Below are 17,536 nucleotides of genomic sequence, written 5' to 3'. Positions count from 1 at the left end.
CGCGCCGGTTACCTCTTTGGGTAATATTGTCCGATGCGTCGTTCCCTTGTTGTTGTCAGGAGCTTAGGGGCTAAGCCGACGCGCTGCATAATAGTTTATTGCTCTTAGGTCATCGCATACGAGTATGGACCTGCGCCCTCTCAGAGCGATGCATCAAAATCCCGTATGACCTCACATCGAAGTCGTATTGGGGAAACGGCGGAAATTTCCCGTAACCTCTTTGTCATGCACTGGCACCACGAAGATGCCTGCCTTCACCGTTACAATCGGAAATGATCCATGCCCGCTATCGCCCAACGCCTCAACAACGTCACCGTTTCAGCCTCGCTTGCCATGACCCAGAAAGCCCGCGACCTCGCGGCTCAGGGCATCAAGGTCATCAGCCTGTCGTCCGGCGAGCCGGATTTCCCGACCCCTGCCCACGCGGTTGAAGCGGCGCACGCGGCCGCCCTTGCCGGCGATACGAAATATCCGCCCGCCGACGGAACGCCTGCCCTGCGTGCCGCCATCCAGCGGAAGTTCAAGCGGGATAACAATCTCGACTACGATCCAAGCCAGATTCTGGTGGCGGGCGGCGGCAAGCAGATCATCTTCAACGCCATCATGGCCACCTGCGACCCAGGCGACGAAGTCGTCATCCCCGCGCCGTCCTGGATCAGCTATGCCGATATCGTCAAGTTCTCGGGCGCCGTGCCGGTACCGGTGGTTTGCCCCGAAAATAACGGTTTCCGCCTGCGGGCCGAAGATCTCGAAGCCGCCATCACCCCGAAAACCAAATGGCTGCTTTTCAACTTCCCAAACAACCCCACCGGCGCCGCCTGCTCGCGAGCGGAAATGAAAGAGATCGCCGAAGTCATGCTGCGGCATCCGCATGTCTGGATCATGACTGACGATATGTATGAGCATCTGATCTATGACGACTTCGAATTCTGCACCATCGCCGAAGTCGAACCGCGGCTCTATGATCGGGTTCTGACCGTCAACGGCGCATCGAAAGCCTATGCCATGACCGGCTGGCGTCTCGGCTTCTGCGGCGGCCCGAAGGACCTCATCAAGGCCATCAGCAACGTCAACACCCAGAACAGCGGTGGTGTCGCAACCATCGTGCAGGCTGCCGCCGTCGCGGTTCTCGACGGCCCGCAGGATCTGCTGAAGGAACGCGCCGATATCTACAAGACGCGCCGCGATTTCGTGCTCGACAAGCTCGCCGAAATTGACGGCATCCGCTGCCACAAGCCGGAAGGCGCCTTCTATATCTTCCCGAACATTGGGGCGCTGATCGGCAAGACGACAAAGGGCGGCAAGAAGATCGAGAACGACACCGATTTCGTCATGGCGCTTCTCGCCGAACATCACGTTGCGACTGTGCAGGGTGCGGCCTATGGCTTGAGCCCCTTCTTCCGGCTTTCTTATGCCACCAGCATGGAGAACCTGGCCGAAGGCTGCGCCCGCATCGCCGAATTCTGCAATGGAATGAAATAGGGAGAGCAGCATGTTGGGAGGAAGTGGCCGTGTCATCATGGTTTCCGGCGCATCGCGAGGCCTTGGCCTTGCGATCGCCAAGAGGCTTCACGAAGCCGGTTTCACCGTCGCGGCGGGAGCGCGAAATCCGGCCGCTGTTGCGGTAAAGGACCGGCTTTCGGCTGATCGATACGATGCGGAAGAGGCGGGCTCGGCCGAGGCCTGGGTTGAAGCCGTCGCAACAAGATATGGCCGGATCGACGGTCTGGTAAATTGCGCCGGCATCAACCCGAAGGTCCGGGTCATGGATGCGGGCGAAGAAAGCCTCGACCAGATGTGGCGCATCAACGTCAAGGGACCCCTGAGGGTAACACGCGCCGCCATTCCCCATCTCGTCAAGTCCGGAAAGGGCAGGGTCATAAATGTCGCCTCGCTGGCGGGACGCCGCGTTGGCTCCAATGTCGGTTATGCAATGACGAAATTCGCCGTCGTCGCCCTCACCCACGGAATCCGCCAGGAGTTGTGGGACAGCGGCGTGCGCGCCACCGCCCTCTGCCCCGGTTATATCGCAACCGACATGACAGCAGGCGAAACGGAAGTCAGCCGCGAGGATATGACCCAGCCGGACGATCTCGCCGAAATGGTGGAAACCCTGCTTCGCCTGCCGAACAACCTTTCGGTGGCCGAACTACTGGTGAATTGTCGCAAGGAATCAATGCTTTAATCTTTTCTGCGCGGTGCAGAATGACTGTGCCGCGCGTAGTTTTAAAACCGGCCTGATCCTTTTATTTCAGGGTCTCCGCCAGTTGCAGCAATATCTCCTTGACGGCCAGCGCAGGCTCGGAGAGCGGCGTATTGTCCGATACGCAGAAGGACAGCGTTTCCTCGATCATCGGGCTGGCGATCTGCCTGACGACGATTTCTTCATTGGATTCCGCCACGATACGGTCAGCGATGGCCTTGGGCGTTATGGTCGCGCCAAGCCCGGCATCCACGCCACGCGCGATGGTCCTTACCGATTCCAGCTCCGCCATGACGATCAGATCCTTGCGGCTGCGGGTGAAAGCGAGATTGATGGCGCGGCGTACGAAATTATAGGTCGGCGGTAGAAGGAAAGGGAGAAACGCCAGATCAGCAACCGTGATCGGCGCATCGCCCGGTTCCACGCCGAAGCTGCGATGCACGACCAGCACGAATTCCTCACGCAATAGCGGCGTGAACTTGACGCCCCGGATCGGCCCGGTTCCGTGAATGAGGCCCATTTCCAAACGGCCATTCATGATCATCTGGCTATAGGGCTGGCTGACGCTTTCCGTGATGTGCAGCAGAATGCCGGGATGAAGCCGCTTGGTTTCTTCCATCAGACGCAGCGAGAGCGTCGCGGCGCTGCTGAAGGGCGCAAGTCCCACCGATACCTTGCCGGAAAGCACCGCGCCCGCTTCCAGAGCCTCCGCCTGCGCCTGCTCCATCTGCCGCAAAATGACCTGCGCATGCCTGTAGACGACCTTGCCGGCATCGGTCATGACCACGCCCTGCTGGCTTCGGGTCAGCAGTTTCTGGCGGAAATGCTCCTCGATGCTTGCCAGTTGCTGGCTAAGCGCCGGCTGGGCGATATGCAGCACATCGGCCGCCCTGGTTATGCTACCCATGTCGACAATCGTGATAAACGATTTCAGGCGCCTGATATCCATCTGCTGTTGATCATCCCATTACTGCTTGCAGGAATAAGATGCTCAATTTGCAGACAAAGTCCATCTTCCATTTCCCCGCCGGCCCCAACAGCGCCGATGGCGAAGGCGTCCAATCAGGCCGCCCTGAGAGAACCCCGATGGACACCCGTTCCCTGACCGAGTTCGAACTGGCCGAGCAGCCGGTTCAGCGCATCGACCTCTGTTGCCAGGGTGTGGCTTGCGGCAGTCATCTCCTCGACCATTGCCGCATTTTTCTGCGTGTCCTGATCCATCTGGTTGACGGCAACGTTGATCTGTTGGAGGCCGGACGACTGTTCCTGCGCGGATTCCACGATCGCGGCGACGTGCTGGTTGATCTCCTGCACTTCGGCAACGATGACATCGAGCGCCTTGCCGGTGTCGCCGACAAGATGCACGCCGTCTTCGACCTGCTGGTTCGACTTTGTGATCAGCGACTTGATTTCCTTCGCCGCGGCGGCGGAGCGTTGGGCAAGCTCACGCACTTCCTGCGCCCCCACGGCAAACCCCTTGCCCGCCTCGCCGGCACGCGCCGCTTCCACCCCGGCATTCAACGCCAGCAAATTCGTCTGGAACGCGATCTCATCGATCACGCCGATGATGCTGGAAATCTCGTTTGACGATTTCTCTATCCGCTCCATCGCCAGCACGGCCTGCCGTACGACCTCACCCGACCGTTCCGCGCCGATGCGCGTGCGGGAAACGAGCCGGCCCGCCTCATGTGCACGGTTCGCGGCGTCCTTTACCGTTATCGTGATCTCCTCAAGGGCGGCGGCGGTTTCTTCAACGGCCGCCGCCTGCTGCTCCGTTCGCCGCGCCAGATCATCGGACGCCGCCTTGATTTCATTGGCGCCGGCATCGATGCCAGAGGCATTTTCCGATACCCGCAGAAGCGCGTCCTGCAATTTCCCGGCCGAGCCGTTGAAGTCGCTCCGCACCGCATCGAGCTGCTCGACAAAGGGATCGTCTATTCGACAGGACACATCGCCGTCGGCGAGCTTTGCCAGCGCATAGGCCAGGCTGTCGACGGCAAAGCGGATGCTGCTCGCCTCATCGGCGGCCCTGCGTTCCCGGACCGTGCGCTCTTCTTCGCCAAGCGCGCGGTTGCTCTCCGCCTGCTGTTCCAGCGAGGCCTTTTGTCGATTGTTTTCGCGCAGAACGTCAAGCGAGCGGGCAAGATCGCCGATCTCGTCCCTTGTCTCGATATCCTTTAGTGTCAGCTGAAGATTTCCCTGCGCAATCTGGGCGGTCTCATCGATGATGTTGGCGATGCGCCCGATGAACCGCCGCGCGATGAACCATCCCGCCAGCGCCAGCAGCACGGTGGCCGTCACGATCGTCACAGCGGCGTCACGCATCATGGCATGCAGCTGCGCAAGCACTGTTTCTTCCGGCACCGAGATGATTGCGTACCATTTCATGTCCTGGGTAAGCATGACGGGCAAGGCGATGGCGAAGGACTTCGTTCCGTCCTGTGTGGTAATCTCCCGCTCCGCACCGGGATTTGCAATCAGCTGATCCCAGCCAGCGGTCTGCGCACCGCCATCCGCAAGGCTTTTTCCCATGATCGCCGCATCCGGATGGCTGATGATCTTGCCGCCGCCGCTGACGAGACTGACGAAACCCGTTCCCATGGGCCGCACGGTCGAAAGCGCCTTGCCTGTTTCATCAAGCGACAGGTCGAGGCCAGCAACGCCCAGAGGTTTGCCATCGACCATAACCGGCTTGGCGATCGAGGTGATCAGAACCTCCTTGCCGTCGATTGCATAAGAATAGGGTTCGATGACGACCGTTTTCTTCAGGGTAAAGGGCAATTGATAATAATCGCCCGGGCCTGCGGTGGCATAGTCGGTCAAAGCGGTATTGCTTATTTTGCCGCCGCTGCGCACCCAATAGGGTATGTACCGGCCGGTCGCGTCATGGCCTTCCCTGTTAGCGAAATCCGCGTCCTTACCGTCAAACGCATTGGGCTCCCATCCGGTCCAGAGGCCGAGGATATCGGGGTTATTGGCCAGCATCTGGTGAATGATCTGATCGGCCTTGCCCCGGTCGGCATCACCTGACTGTTTCATCGATTCCAGAACCGAGGCGAGGCTGTTGACGATGTGAATGGTACCGCCGATATTCTTTTCGGTCACTAGCGCTTCGGCATGGGCGATCTGCCGCATACGCTCGAGATTGTTGGCCCTGGTATCCTCCATGGACCGATAAAACAGCACGGCCGAAGCCGCGATCGTCGCAAAGACACCACATGCGGCGACCGCAAAAATATTCCGGCCCGTTGTCGATTTAAAAAGCATGTCCCATCCCTCAAAACTATGCTGCGACGGTAGCGGGAGTTACGGGTGCGTGCGCAACTGTTGGCGACCGGGCTGGAGAGTGAGCTTAAGAAGTTAAGTTTAAGATTTACTTTCAATTCTATTTTTCACGCGCAATTAAAAAACATCAATACTTTATCAAGTTGCAATATTTAAGTATATACAAACTATTACGCGATATTTTATCCCCTGCACAGATACTTCACTGCGCAGGGGCTCTGCTTGATGCAGCGCGGGATTGCGCTCTGCCGAAGCCGGAGACTATTGTGGTAACCTCAAAGCGCTCCAGAAGCCACGCAACTGTGCGGTCAATTCCGCATAGAGACGATAGCGCCGCCCATAGTGCGAGACTTGCGCAGCATCCGGCTGATAAGCATTCGCAACCCGTGTCATCGCCGCAACCGCCTCCTCATAATCAGGATAAAGCCTAATCGCCACGGCCGCGCCAATGGCCGCGCCGAGTGCGCCCGTCTCGCGCGCCTCCGCGACACGCAGCGGAATTTCCAGAACATCAGCCATGATCTGCGGCCAATGCTGGCTGCGGGAACCGCCGCCGGACATCACGGCGGTTTCCACCGGCAATCCCGCTTCGCGCAGGACACCGATATGGCGGCGATGTTCGAAACACACGCCTTCGAACAGGGCACGCAACATATGGCCCTCGCCATGCCATCCGGCGAGGCCATAAAAGCCGCCCCGAAATTCCGCCCCCAGCCGCGATCCGAAAATGAACGGATGAAAAAACGGATCGTCGGCGCGCGGCGTGACGGAGCCGACCAGTTCGTTGCAGCGCTCGAAGGCACGGTCGCCGTGGTCGCCGCGAACACGATGCACGTACCATTCGAGATTGGCGGCGGAAGTGGCGCTGGATTCGATATTGACATAGCGGTCACGGCCAAAGGTCGTGACCATGAAGACATCGGGGCTGATGACCGGCTTGTCTGCGAAAACCTGGTTGATGCTCCAGGTGCCAGCGATGATGGAAGCTTCCCCGGCATTAATGACGCCCGACCCCATGGCGCTGGAGACCACATCGAAGAAACCGCCAATGACGGGTGTGCCTTCGGGCAGCCCCGTGATGTCAGCAGCCTCGCTTGTCACGTGGCCGACGATGTCGGCCGATTCCACGAGACGGGGGAAAAACGCGAACGCGTCCTCAAGATCGTAAAGTGACAGAAGCTCGCGGTCGAGCCGCGCTTCCGGCAAGGCCAGCAGCCCCGCGCCGCTGAGGTCGGAAATATCATTGGCAAGGCAACCCGTCAGGCGGAAATTGACGAAATCCTTGCAGAACAGGACCGTGCCGATCTGCCCGTATAGATTGGGCGCATGCCGTTTGACCCAGGCAAGCAGGCTGGGTGTTTGCGCAGGCCATGGCCGCTGCAGGCAACGAGCCTGCAACTGCGCTCCGCTTTTCCGGTCAAGCTCGGCCGCCACATCGGCGGCGCGGCTGTCGAGCGACTGGATGCCGATCAGGGGCTGCTGGTTCTTGTCCAGGAGGTAAAGACCATTGCCGTGGCCGGCGCAGCCCACCGCCAGGATGCTGGAGGGATCGACAGAGGATTTTACCAGAAGCTGGCGGATCGCCTCGCAGCCGTTCCGCCATAATTCCTCGAGATCACGCTCGACATAGCCGGGCTGGGGGAATGTCGAATGTCCATCTATGGCGTGTTGCGCGATCTGCCGGCCCGCCGTGTCGAACAGCACGGCCTTGATGACCGTGTTGCCGACATCGAGACCCAATATGTAATTTTTGTCAGCCACGATTATAGATATCCCATGCTTCCTCACCACCTGCACCCTGATGGATGATGGCCATCAACGCCGCAACGACGGCCTTGGGATTGTCGTGCTGATAGATATTGCGCCCATAGACCATGCCGTTCGCGCCTTCGGCCACCAGAGCCGCCGATTTTGCCAGTACATTGCGCAAGTCCTCACGCCCCCCGCCCCGCACCAGCACCGGGCACCGCGCGGCTTCGATCACCTTGTGAAAATCGCGCGGATCGCTGGTCGGATCGGCCTTGATGATATCGGCTCCCATTTCCGAGGCAAGACGCACCAGCGTGACGATCTTTTCCGCATCGCCATCCACCTGATAACCGCCCCTGATATCATTGGGCAGCATCACCAGCGGCTCGATCATCAGCGGCATGCCGAAACGATGGCAATCTGCCCGCACGCGGCTGATGTTTTCGACGCACTGACGAAACAGGTCCGGCTCGTCCGGCAGCATGAACAGGTTCACGACGACGCAGGCGGCATCCATTTCCAGCGCACCGATGATCGGATCGTGATGGTTCTGTAGCTGCGACCACATCGTTCTGTGGCGCGTGGAATTATAGGGATTGCCCATGTCGATACGCATGACGAGGGCCGGCTTGTCGCGCTCCGGCCGCTGCTGCAGCAGATCGGCCTGCCCATAGGCCATCTGGATGGCATCGGGACCGGCCTCGACCAGCCTGCCCACGGTCTGCGCCATATCCTCCAGCCCGACAAGGAAGCTCGGCTCGTTGCAAACCCCGTGATCGATGGCCACATCGAGGCAGCCGCCATTGCGAAACAGCCGGTTCATGCGCGCCTTTTTCGAAATCCGCATCATCATGCATTCTCCTTGCATCTGTGTTGAAGCATTGCCGGCGTGACGCCGTAAAAAGTCTCCAGCTCATGGGTAAGCCGCTGCCGTTCCGCTGCCGCCTGGGTGGTCGGCCAGCCCAGCTCGCGTGCCGCGACGTTCAAGATCGCGTCGATCAGATCGGCATCGATGACGCCGGTGATGGCGAGCGTCGTACGCCGCAACACGAGATCGGTCAGGTGTCGCACGTGTTCACAGCGGATCAGCCAGATCACCTCCGCGGTCGTTATCGGCGATTTTTCTGAAAGCGGCGCATCATCCGCACGGTCCCGACAAAAGCCCATCAGATCGAAGGCGCGGGAGCCGTAAGCCAGAGCCAGATGCTCCGCCCGGTCTCCGGCGATCGAGAACTCCTCCGACAGCAAGGCCGGTAGGCTGCCTGCGCCGGTGGGAAAATTCCTGCCGCCGCCGATCGGGCGATCCATGGTGCCGGTCAGTCGTCTGCGTCCAAGAAAGGCCAGAACCTCGTCGGTCACCTGCTCACCAAAGGCTCTGAAGGTGGTCCACTTGCCGCCGATCATGCAGAGCTGTGGCGGATCGCCCGCAACGCGGTGGATGAAATGGCTGCGGGATATTTTTCCGGTAAAGGCGGCATCGCTGCGCGGCAGCGGGCGTATGCCGCTGAAACTGAAGACGATGTCGGAATGGTCGATGTCAATCTGCGGAAAGACCTGCCGGATCGCGTCCAGAATATAGTCCCGCTCCTCGGGCTCGCAGCGCACCCGCTCGGGACGATCCACCTTGATGTCGGTCGAGCCAGCGAGAACCCGGCCGAGATAGGGAAAGAGGATACAAACGCGATTATCGGCATTCTCGAAAAAGATCATATGGCCGTTCAGGGCGTTGAGAAGCGCGTCGTTGGCGATGATCAGATGTGATCCCTTGGTTCCGGAGACGGTCGGTTTTGCTTTCTCCGCCACTGGCCCGGCGGTCAGCGTGCCAATCGTCTCGTCGATCCATGCGCCGGTCGCATTGACGATGATCCTTGGGCGGATGGGTAGGGTTTCATCCGCGCCCTGCACCCGAAGACGGTACTCATCGCCAAGACGGACAAGTTCGGCATAGTTGAGCGCAATGCTTTGCGGCGCATCGGTACGGGTGTCGATCAGAAGCTCCAGCGCAAGCCGTTCGGGCTGGCTTATCCACGCATCGTAGTAAGTGGCGGAGTATCTGATTTCCGGCGTCAGATCCGGCCAATGCTGCAAAGTCCCGGGGGCGCCTCGAAACGCGTGACGGGGCAGAATACGGTTTTTTCGGGTGACAAAATCATAGAGCATGAGACCCGCCTTGATGGCGAGAGCGCCCCGGCTTGCGGGTTTTCCGCCTGAGCCGGCAAAGGTTGCTGCCGCGTTGAAAAGGCCGCTGAAAGTCGAGAAAATCGGGATCGTGGTCGGCAGCGGACGAACCATATGCGGGGCGAGTCTCAGAAGTGCGTCCCGCTCCCGCAAAGACTCTGCCACGAGGCTGAATTCACCGTTTTCGAGATAACGCAGGCCGCCATGGATCATGCGCGAGGGTGCGGCGCTGCAGCCTGAGGAGAAATCGTTGCGCTCGACCAGCAGCACCCGCAGCCCCTGCAAGGCGAGATCGCGATAGGCGGCAATTCCGTTGATGCCGCCGCCGATAACGACGGCATCAAAATCACCATCGTGCCGGATGCGGCGCAGAGCGTCCTCGCGAAAACTGGGCATAGAAATACCGTTCGCTGGCTGATGACCAGCGTCCCAATGTTGTTGACCGTTTAAAGCGACATGAGAGACGGGACGAAAATGATGCGCTGTTCGCCTGAAGTCCCGTCTCAGCTTACATAATCAGGTATCGAGCCCCACAAGATGCTCCGCGACGCCGGCGCTGATAAGCGCCAGTTCACTCTCCGTGAGGCGAAGACGCGCCGCGGCGGCGTTTTCAACCGCCTGAGCCGGATCACGCGCGCCACACAGCGAAAATGTTATGCCGGGCTGCGCAATCGTCCAGGCAATCACCACCTGCGCGACCGAAGCCTCAAGGGTGGCCGCCACCGGTTCCAGCACCCCCATCAACCGCGCGATTTTCTGGCGGTTCGCCTGGCTGAAGCGCGGATTTCCGTGACGCTGGTCGTCTTCCGCAAAAACCCGCTCCGGCCCGACCTTGCCCGAGAGAAGACCGAGCGCCAAGGACGAATAGCTGAGAACCGAGACGGCGTTCTCCAGGCAAAGCGGCAGCAGCGTCGTCTCGATACCGCGCTTCACCATGGAATATTCTTCCTGAATGGCATCCAGCGCGCCGGTTGCGATATAGGCTTCGAGATCGTCCGGCGAAACGTTGCTTGCCCCGATGGAACGGATCTTTCCCTCCTCCTTCAGCCGCACCAAAGCCCCGACCGTCTCGGCAATCGGCGTCGTGGCGTCCTGCCAATGGGTGACGTAATGGTCGATATAGTCGGTTCCGAGCCGTTTCAGGCTCTCTTCGACCTCATGCCGGATGGACGCGGCGCCGAGATAACGGTGAACCGGCTTGCCATCCTGATGGAAGAAATAGGCACCGTCATTCACATGCCAGACAAGCCCGCATTTGGTGACCAGCACCACCTTGTCACGCCTCCCGGCAATTGCCTTGCCGACGATGGTTTCCGCAAGCCCCATGCCATAGGCCGGTGCGGTATCGATGAGGGAAATTCCCGCATCGATGGAGGCCTGTATGGCGGCGATGGATTGCCGCTCGTCGGTGCCACCCCACATCCAGCCACCGATGGCCCAGGTGCCAAGCCCCACGGCGGATGCGCTGATGGCGCTGCCGCCGATCGTCCGGGCCAATATTGCATTGTCTGTCACGAGGTTTCCCCTCCTTCATGATCCAGTAAATAGCCGGCTATTGCCTCGTCCACGACGAGCGAGGTCAGATAACGGCCGGCAAGCGTGGCAGCCACCGGTCCAGCCTTGATGGCGCCTGCCGCCACGCCGATGATATTCGGACACCGGGCAAGCTGCCCGGGGTCCAGCGCCACCACGCGCGAGTTGAGATCGATCCGCGCCAGCTGCCCGTCCGCCATGGTGAGGTGGGCAAGAAATTCCCCGGCAATGCCCGCATCCACCAGCGCCTGCCCGCCACGGGCGGCATCCGGCAGAAGATCGTAGTAGCCGGAGCCCGGCGCCTCCACCGAACCGATGCCGACCAGCGCCACCTGCGCCTGCCGCGCCAGATCGAAGACCTCGCGGATCGATGCGACGTTCATCAGCAAATCGCGCTGTTCCTCATCCTCGGCAAACAGCGGCGCATGCACGAGCGAGGCGCTGCCGCCGAGCTTCTCCGCCAGCTGCGTGGCGAGATGATTGACATCCGTATAGTGCTTGCCCTGCACGCCGCCCGTCAAAGGCACCACCCGCACATCGAAACGACGCTCCGCCTGCAGATTGTCGACAACCGCGCTCACCGCCTTGCCGCCCGTAATCGCGATCACGTCACCGTCACGGATCGTCTCCAGCAAGTGGTTGGCGGCCACCCGACCCACCATCTGCAAGGCGGTTTCCGGATTATCGGATACCGTCGGTGTGACCACAGACTGCCTGAGGCCGAAACGACGGGTGATCTCGCTTTCGAGATCCACCAACCGCTGATAGGGGCTGGCAATGGTGATCTTCACCATGCCCGCCTTGCGGCCGGCCGCAATCATGCGGTTCACCTTGGTATGGGAAAGATTGAGCCGCTCGGCGATCTCCGACTGCTTCACCCCCTCGATGAAATGCAGCACCAGGACGGAATACATCTGTCTCTGTTGATCGAAATCGTCCTTGATATCCAGCATGATCGTCTTTCTCCAGTTACCCATGGGCGTTCAATGGGCGCTCAGCGGCGACGCCTGACCAGATAGTGGTCGAACAGAACCGCAGTCAGCAATATGCTTCCCCTGATGATGTCCTGCCAGTAGACAGACACATTGAGCAAGGCAAGCGAACTGGAAACGACCGAGAGAAGGATCGCCCCAAGGATTGCACCGAGAATGGTGCCCGAGCCGCCCGAAAGGCTCGCGCCGCCGATGACCGCCGCCGCAATCACGTTAAGTTCCATGCCGACGCCGAAGCTCGGCTGGGCAGAACCGAAGCGGGCCATGTAGATAACGCCTGCAACACCACACAGCATCGAACAAAGCGTGGTGGTGGCAAACACGACCCGGCCGACGCGGATGCCGGAATAGGCTGCGGCCTTGGGATTGCTGCCGGTATAGAACACCTTGCGGAAGGCGGTCGTGCGCCGCAGCAGCAGATCGAAAGAGACAACCACCACCGCAAATATGATCAGCACCAGCGGAATGCCGCCAATCACACCCTGGCCGATGAACTTGAATTCGGGCGGCAGGGAATAGAGCCCGAGCGGCCGCCCGCCCGTTGCCAGCAGGCAAACACCGCGCGCAATCACCATGACGCCCAGCGATACGATGAAATGATGCAGGCCGATGACCGTGGTCAGGAATCCCATGGCCATGCCGACCAATGTCGTCAGGCAGATCGCCAGCCCCGCCGCCACCCAGGGATCGACGCCATTAAGGAAAAGCCAGCCGGCCGCCACCATCGCCAGTGCGGTGACGGAGCCGACCGAAAGATCGATGCCGCCCGAGATCAGCAGGATCGTCATGCCAACCACGACGATGCTTTCAATGGCGAAGACCATGGCCATGGCCCGCAGATTGTCCACGGTCAGGAAATAGGGAGATATGAAGGACATCACTGCAAAAAGCGCAAGGATGATGACGATCAGCCCGGTTTCCCGCGCCTTGAGCGCCGGCTCCCACCAGGCGGTGCGGCGAACCGCCGTTTCGGCAAGGCTTGAAGGTGTTTCCGATGTTGCCATTTTCCCGCTCCCTCAGGCCCTTTCCGGGCTATGCACAATATTGATCGATGCAAGCTGCATGATCTTTTCCTCCGTCATGTCTTCGCCCTCGACCTCACCCGTGATCCGCCCCTCGCGCACCACCAGCACACGATCGCTGACGCCGATGAGTTCCGGCAGTTCCGAGGAAATGACGACCACGCCGCCCCCCTCACGCGCCAGTTCCCGGATCTGGCGGTGGATTTCCGCCTTCGCGCCCACATCCACCCCGCGTGTCGGCTCATCCAGAAAGATGACCTCCGGCTCTACCGACAGCATCTTCGCCAGCGCTACCTTCTGCTGGTTGCCGCCGCTCAAGGTCGACACCGCATCGCCAACACTGTTCGCCCGCAATTTCAGCCGGCGTCCCAGCTCATCGGCCCGCTTCATCTCCTTGCGCCGTTCGATGAAGCCCATGCCGTTCGATACCCTGCCGATATCGAGCGCGGAGACATTCGAGGCGATGGACATATTGAGGAACAGCCCGTCCCCCTTGCGGTCCTCGGACAGATAGACCAGCCCCTCGCGGATGCTGTCACGGTAGTCTTTCAGCCTCAGCGGCCGGCCACGCAGCGTAACCTCGCCTCTCGGTTTCCCCTCCAGCCGGCAGACCGCCCGGGCGATCTCGCTTCTTCCCGCACCGATCAGCCCTGCCAACCCCAGGATTTCGCCCCGACGCAGATCGAAATTGACATCGAAAACACGCTTTCCTTCATTCAAGCCCCGAACCGAAAGAATGATGTCATCGGATTTCTCGTCGTCCGAAAGCTTTGGCGGGTAGAGCTTGTCGAGCACCCGTCCGACCATGCTGTTGACGACCTCCTCGGGGGAAATGTCGGCAATATTCTCCGTCCTGATATGGCAGCCGTCGCGCATGACGGTGATGCGGTCGCAATGGTCGAAAATCTCCGCCATGCGATGCGAGATATAGATGATGGCAATGCCCCGTTCCGCCAGCCGGTGCATGATCCTGAATAGCGTCTGGGCTTCGGTCTCGGTCAAAGCCGCCGTCGGTTCGTCAAGGATCAGGATGCGGCAATCCAGCGTCAGCGCCTTGGCGATCTCGACGATCTGCTGTTGCGAAATCGAAAGGTCGCCGGCGCGGCGGGTGGGATCGATATCGCCGATTTCCCGCAGCACGATTGCCGCCTGCCTTTCGAGGTCGCGATAGTTCATGAACCAGGAACGGCTTTGGCCGGTCTGCGACATGAACATGTTTTCGGCGACCGAAATCTCCGGGCAGAGCGCGATCTCCTGATGCACGAAACCGATGCCAAGCCGGTTCGCCGCATTGGGCGAGGATATCTTGACCGGTTTGCCATCCAGCAGAATTTCCCCGCCATCCGGCTGCAGAATGCCGTCGATGATATGCATCAGCGTCGACTTGCCGGCGCCGTTTTCACCCGCCAGTGCGTGGATTTCGCCACGCCGCAGCTCAAATGCCGCATTGCGCAGCGCCCGCACGGGGCCGAACGCCTTTTGAATATTCGTCATGCTGAGGATGACCTCACCCATAACGCCCTCCCGAACCTGCTTCCCCATATGGCCGGCGAGGCGCAAACCTCGCCGGGTCCAGAGCGACGCGTCAGCGCCCCTTCATATAGTCGTTGAGATCGAAGGAAGCGGCGTTCGCCTTGGTGATGACGGCGAAACCATTGTCCATCGAAGGAACCTGCATCGGGTTGAAGCCGGAAACCCTGTAGTCGTTGAACGGGTCGATCAGGTCCGAATGGGCGCCGAGAAAGGTATTCATGAAACCCATGAAACCCTGAACGCCCTGATTGGGATTGATGGACATGTAGATATTGCCCTGCTTGATATGTTCCAGCGTTGCAGGCGTGATATCCGCATGCAGGATCAGGACCTTCTTTTTTGCCTCGAGAACAGCGGTGATCGCGCCTTCAGCCGAACCGGCCTCGGGTATCCATAATGCGCCGAGATTTGGATTGGCCTGCAGCAGGGCGCCAACTGCCTGATAGGCGACATTCGCATCCTGGTTGGTCGCCTGGCGGCCGACCAGCTTCATTCCTGGATAGGTGCGCCCCATATAGTCGATGAGGGCGGTGACGCGCAGATCGTGATTGCTCTGTCCCGGATTTTCCAGAACGGCATATTCGCCTTTTTCACCAAGCTTCTTGACGATTTCGTCAGCCGCGAATTTCGCCTCGGCGACATTATCAGAGGTGATGTAGGCAGTGCGCTTCGACTTCGGAGAATCCGCCGCAAAAGTCGTCACTGAAACGCCGGAGCCAATCGCCTTGTTGATGGGTTCGATAAATGGATCGGCCTGCATCGGGTGCAGCAGGATGCCTTTCGGCTTCTTCACGAGTTCCTGCTCGAAGGACGCGATCTGCTTGGTGATGTCATATTCCGGCGTACCGGTAAAAACGGCCTCGCAGCCGAGCGCCTTTGCTGCCTGCTTGAAGCCCTCAAAGACCGGCACCCAATAGGGGTGGCTGGAAACCATGACGTTCATCACATAGGTCTCGCCCGGCTCGCAGGCGAATTTGCCCGCAGCGACGGCCTGAGAACCGGCACCAGCGGAAATCGCCACGGCTAAAACACCCGCGGCAGCGGTCGATTTCAGAAAAGCCAACATATTCCCCTCCCAAGGACAATGACTTAGTCCGCAATAAATTTTATATGATGTAATTTATTGCATGTCACTTGAGATAGCCGGAAACCGAGGTCACGTCAACGTGGTTTGAATTTTATTTTGTATCGTGAAATTTATTGCGAGACACGATTGCGGCCAAGATTGAAACCAGCGCAAACGATTCCCGCCTTGTCGATTTCCTGATGTCGACCAGGTCCCGAAGAATTCTTAAGCTTGAGAAAGGAGGTTGCGGTAAGCGCAGGCCAGAAACGAAAAAAGGGTTTCTGATTGCTCAGAAACCCTTTTCATGAATTCGGATGGTGGGCGTGACAGGGATTGAACCTGTGACCCCTACGATGTCAACGTAGTGCTCTCCCGCTGAGCTACACGCCCTCCGTGGCGGCGGATAGACCACAAAACCGGTTGATGCGTCAACTGCTTTTTTTCGGTTTTGTGAAGGTTTTTTGAGAGGCCTTACGCCACAAGGAGTTTGTTGACCTCATCCACCAGATCGCGCAGATGGAACGGCTTGGAAAGCACCTTGGCGTCCTTCGGAGCCTTCGAATCGGCGTTCAGTGCAACGGCTGCAAAGCCGGTGATGAACATGACTTTGAGGTCCGGGTCGAGTTCGGTCGCGCGCCGCGCAAGCTCGATGCCGTCCATTTCGGGCATGACGATATCGGTCAGCAGGAGCGAAAAGGGCTCTTCGCGAAGCCGGTCATAGGCGCTGGCGCCGTTGTCGAAGGAAGAAACCTTGTAACCGGCTTTTTCCAGCGCCTTGACGAGAAAGCGGCGCATATCGTTGTCGTCTTCAGCGAGAAGAATTTTCTGATTCATCATAAGTGACCGTAACTACTCAATGTTTGAAATACCCTAGCCCGATTATAGGATTTTCACGGTAAATATCCTGTGAACACGTGAATCGGTATAGCGCTGCTTAGGCGATAGTATGGACTTGCCGCACCGTAACTGGCAACATGAACATCCCGATTGTTTGCGACATGGTAAATGGCACTGAATGGACTGGGTAACGGGTGAATATGAGCTTTTTGAGGTAACGGAACCTGCCGTTCAAACCCTGCCATTTGTCTATAATTCCCCCCATAGCGGCCGCTGCTACCCCATTTCCTTCCTGGAATCGGCACGGCTCGATTCGCACGAGATCCGCCGCTCCGAAGATCACTTCGTCGACGAGCTGTTCGCGGCAGCACCGGAGATCGGCGCACCGCTTCTGAAGGCGAATTTCCCGCGCGCCTATCTGGACGTCAATCGCGAACCCTACGAACTCGATCCTCGCATGTTCGAAGGCACGTTGCCGCCTTACGCCAATATTGGCTCCATGCGGGTCGCCGGCGGTCTGGGAACGGTGCCGCGCATCGTCGCCGAGAATATGGATATCTATGCCCATCGCCTGCCGGTCGACGAGGCGCTTTCGCGGATCGAGACGATCTACAAGCCCTATCATGCCTGCCTGCGCCGCCTGCTGTCACGCACCCACGCCAATTTCGGAATGGCGGTGCTGATCGATTGCCATTCCATGCCGGGCAATATCCGTGTCGCCGGTTCAAATCTCAGGCCAGATGTGATCATCGGCGATCGCTACGGCACCAGCGCATCCCAGGAAGTCTCCCGCGCCGCCCTGCATTTTCTCGAGGAACTGGGTTTTGTCGCGGTCTGTAACAAACCCTATGCCGGCGGCTTCATCACCGAACATTATGGCCGGCCGATCCGCTCGCTGCATGCGCTGCAGATAGAGGTCAATCGCGCACTTTATGTCGATGAAAAGACGCTTCTTAAAAAAGCCGATTTTCCGGCCATTCAGGCATCGCTTGAAATCTTCATGCGCCAGCTCGGCGTCTTCGTTTCCGAATACGCGATAGAAACGTCGCTCGCTGCCGAGTAGCAGCTCGAATCACCCACAAATTCAATCTTTATCCCGGATCACCTGGCGGCTTGCCGGGCAAAAAAAACCGCGCCT

At 59.3% G+C, this 17,536-nt stretch carries 14 protein-coding genes and 1 tRNA gene; 3 read left to right on the top strand and 12 right to left on the bottom strand.

The features are described from left to right. The first annotated feature begins 279 nt into the window (after positions 1–279). Together ASB65_RS03840 and ASB65_RS03835 are read left to right on the top strand one after the other, a co-directional pair. The gene (locus ASB65_RS03840) at positions 280–1,482 is read left to right on the top strand and encodes a pyridoxal phosphate-dependent aminotransferase (protein ID WP_003505938.1); all 1,203 of its coding nucleotides are present in this window, start codon (positions 280–282) and stop codon (positions 1,480–1,482) included. A 10-nt stretch (positions 1,483–1,492) separates the two neighbouring features. Continuing rightward, entirely contained in the window at positions 1,493–2,185 is a 693-nt protein-coding gene (locus ASB65_RS03835) for an SDR family NAD(P)-dependent oxidoreductase (RefSeq protein ID WP_060723072.1), read from the top strand. A 61-nt stretch (positions 2,186–2,246) separates the two neighbouring features. Here ASB65_RS03835 and ASB65_RS03830 read toward each other — a convergent pair whose 3' ends face one another. The 12 genes from ASB65_RS03830 to cpdR all read right to left on the bottom strand — a co-directional run bounded on the left by ASB65_RS03830 (position 2,247) and on the right by cpdR (position 16,395). Further along, positions 2,247–3,152 (bottom strand): LysR substrate-binding domain-containing protein, encoded by a 906-nt coding sequence (locus ASB65_RS03830; RefSeq protein ID WP_003505935.1) that lies wholly within the window; start codon positions 3,150–3,152, stop codon positions 2,247–2,249. Positions 3,153–3,265: 113 nt separating this feature from the next. After that, on the bottom strand, positions 3,266–5,470 hold the full coding sequence (locus tag ASB65_RS03825; RefSeq protein WP_060723071.1) for a methyl-accepting chemotaxis protein: 2,205 nt from the start codon (positions 5,468–5,470) through the stop codon (positions 3,266–3,268). Positions 5,471–5,749: 279 nt separating this feature from the next. After that, positions 5,750–7,249 (bottom strand): FGGY-family carbohydrate kinase, encoded by a 1,500-nt coding sequence (locus ASB65_RS03820; protein ID WP_060723070.1) that lies wholly within the window; start codon positions 7,247–7,249, stop codon positions 5,750–5,752. Continuing rightward, positions 7,242–8,084, bottom strand: coding sequence for a class I fructose-bisphosphate aldolase (locus tag ASB65_RS03815; RefSeq protein WP_003505929.1), 843 nt, complete (start codon positions 8,082–8,084; stop codon positions 7,242–7,244). The genes ASB65_RS03820 and ASB65_RS03815 overlap by 8 nt, the downstream gene beginning before the upstream one ends. 2 nt (positions 8,085–8,086) lie before the next feature. Beyond that, a complete protein-coding gene (locus ASB65_RS03810; protein WP_060723069.1) occupies positions 8,087–9,811 on the bottom strand; it encodes a glycerol-3-phosphate dehydrogenase/oxidase in 1,725 nt (574 codons plus the stop codon). Between the two features lie 120 nt (positions 9,812–9,931). After that, positions 9,932–10,930: an aldo/keto reductase gene (locus ASB65_RS03805; RefSeq protein WP_060723068.1), complete on the bottom strand. Its 999-nt coding sequence runs from the start codon at positions 10,928–10,930 to the stop codon at positions 9,932–9,934. Further along, positions 10,927–11,901 (bottom strand): sugar-binding transcriptional regulator, encoded by a 975-nt coding sequence (locus tag ASB65_RS03800; protein ID WP_003505921.1) that lies wholly within the window; start codon positions 11,899–11,901, stop codon positions 10,927–10,929. Before ASB65_RS03800 ends, ASB65_RS03805 begins: the two co-directional genes overlap by 4 nt. Before the next feature lie 41 nt (positions 11,902–11,942). Further along, the gene (locus tag ASB65_RS03795; protein WP_003505919.1) at positions 11,943–12,944 is read right to left on the bottom strand and encodes an ABC transporter permease; all 1,002 of its coding nucleotides are present in this window, start codon (positions 12,942–12,944) and stop codon (positions 11,943–11,945) included. 12 nt (positions 12,945–12,956) lie between these two features. After that, the gene (locus ASB65_RS03790) at positions 12,957–14,477 is read right to left on the bottom strand and encodes a sugar ABC transporter ATP-binding protein (protein WP_060723067.1); all 1,521 of its coding nucleotides are present in this window, start codon (positions 14,475–14,477) and stop codon (positions 12,957–12,959) included. A gap of 70 nt (positions 14,478–14,547) precedes the next feature. After that, positions 14,548–15,561, bottom strand: a complete 1,014-nt coding sequence (locus tag ASB65_RS03785; RefSeq protein WP_060723066.1) for a substrate-binding domain-containing protein — start codon at positions 15,559–15,561, stop codon at positions 14,548–14,550. Between the two features lie 315 nt (positions 15,562–15,876). Next, positions 15,877–15,951: transfer RNA gene (locus ASB65_RS03780), tRNA-Val, on the bottom strand. 81 nt (positions 15,952–16,032) lie between these two features. Further along, positions 16,033–16,395 (bottom strand): cell cycle two-component system response regulator CpdR, encoded by a 363-nt coding sequence (gene cpdR, locus ASB65_RS03775; RefSeq protein WP_003497910.1) that lies wholly within the window; start codon positions 16,393–16,395, stop codon positions 16,033–16,035. Between the two features lie 181 nt (positions 16,396–16,576). On the opposite strand from cpdR, the gene ASB65_RS03770 reads away from it, so the two are divergent. After that, positions 16,577–17,461, top strand: coding sequence for an N-formylglutamate amidohydrolase (locus ASB65_RS03770; protein WP_003505913.1), 885 nt, complete (start codon positions 16,577–16,579; stop codon positions 17,459–17,461). Positions 17,462–17,536 lie beyond the last annotated feature (75 nt).

This window comes from Agrobacterium tumefaciens str. B6, assembly GCF_001541315.1.
Lineage (GTDB): Bacteria > Pseudomonadota > Alphaproteobacteria > Rhizobiales > Rhizobiaceae > Agrobacterium > Agrobacterium radiobacter.
The sequence above is the reverse complement of the archived record's forward strand: the minus strand, read 5'-3'. Positions and strand labels throughout refer to the sequence as shown.

Coding starts and splice junctions, on each gene's coding strand:
- ASB65_RS03830 (WP_003505935.1), bottom strand. CDS start 3,152: ATGGATATCAGGCGCCTGAAATCGTTTATCACGATTGTCGACATGGGT.
- ASB65_RS03840 (WP_003505938.1), top strand. CDS start 280: ATGCCCGCTATCGCCCAACGCCTCAACAACGTCACCGTTTCAGCCTCG.
- ASB65_RS03810 (WP_060723069.1), bottom strand. CDS start 9,811: ATGCCCAGTTTTCGCGAGGACGCTCTGCGCCGCATCCGGCACGATGGT.
- ASB65_RS03785 (WP_060723066.1), bottom strand. CDS start 15,561: ATGTTGGCTTTTCTGAAATCGACCGCTGCCGCGGGTGTTTTAGCCGTG.
- cpdR (WP_003497910.1), bottom strand. CDS start 16,395: ATGAATCAGAAAATTCTTCTCGCTGAAGACGACAACGATATGCGCCGC.
- ASB65_RS03825 (WP_060723071.1), bottom strand. CDS start 5,470: ATGCTTTTTAAATCGACAACGGGCCGGAATATTTTTGCGGTCGCCGCA.
- ASB65_RS03770 (WP_003505913.1), top strand. CDS start 16,577: ATGGACTGGGTAACGGGTGAATATGAGCTTTTTGAGGTAACGGAACCT.
- ASB65_RS03835 (WP_060723072.1), top strand. CDS start 1,493: ATGTTGGGAGGAAGTGGCCGTGTCATCATGGTTTCCGGCGCATCGCGA.
- ASB65_RS03790 (WP_060723067.1), bottom strand. CDS start 14,477: ATGGGTGAGGTCATCCTCAGCATGACGAATATTCAAAAGGCGTTCGGC.
- ASB65_RS03795 (WP_003505919.1), bottom strand. CDS start 12,944: ATGGCAACATCGGAAACACCTTCAAGCCTTGCCGAAACGGCGGTTCGC.
- ASB65_RS03815 (WP_003505929.1), bottom strand. CDS start 8,084: ATGCGGATTTCGAAAAAGGCGCGCATGAACCGGCTGTTTCGCAATGGC.
- ASB65_RS03800 (WP_003505921.1), bottom strand. CDS start 11,901: ATGCTGGATATCAAGGACGATTTCGATCAACAGAGACAGATGTATTCC.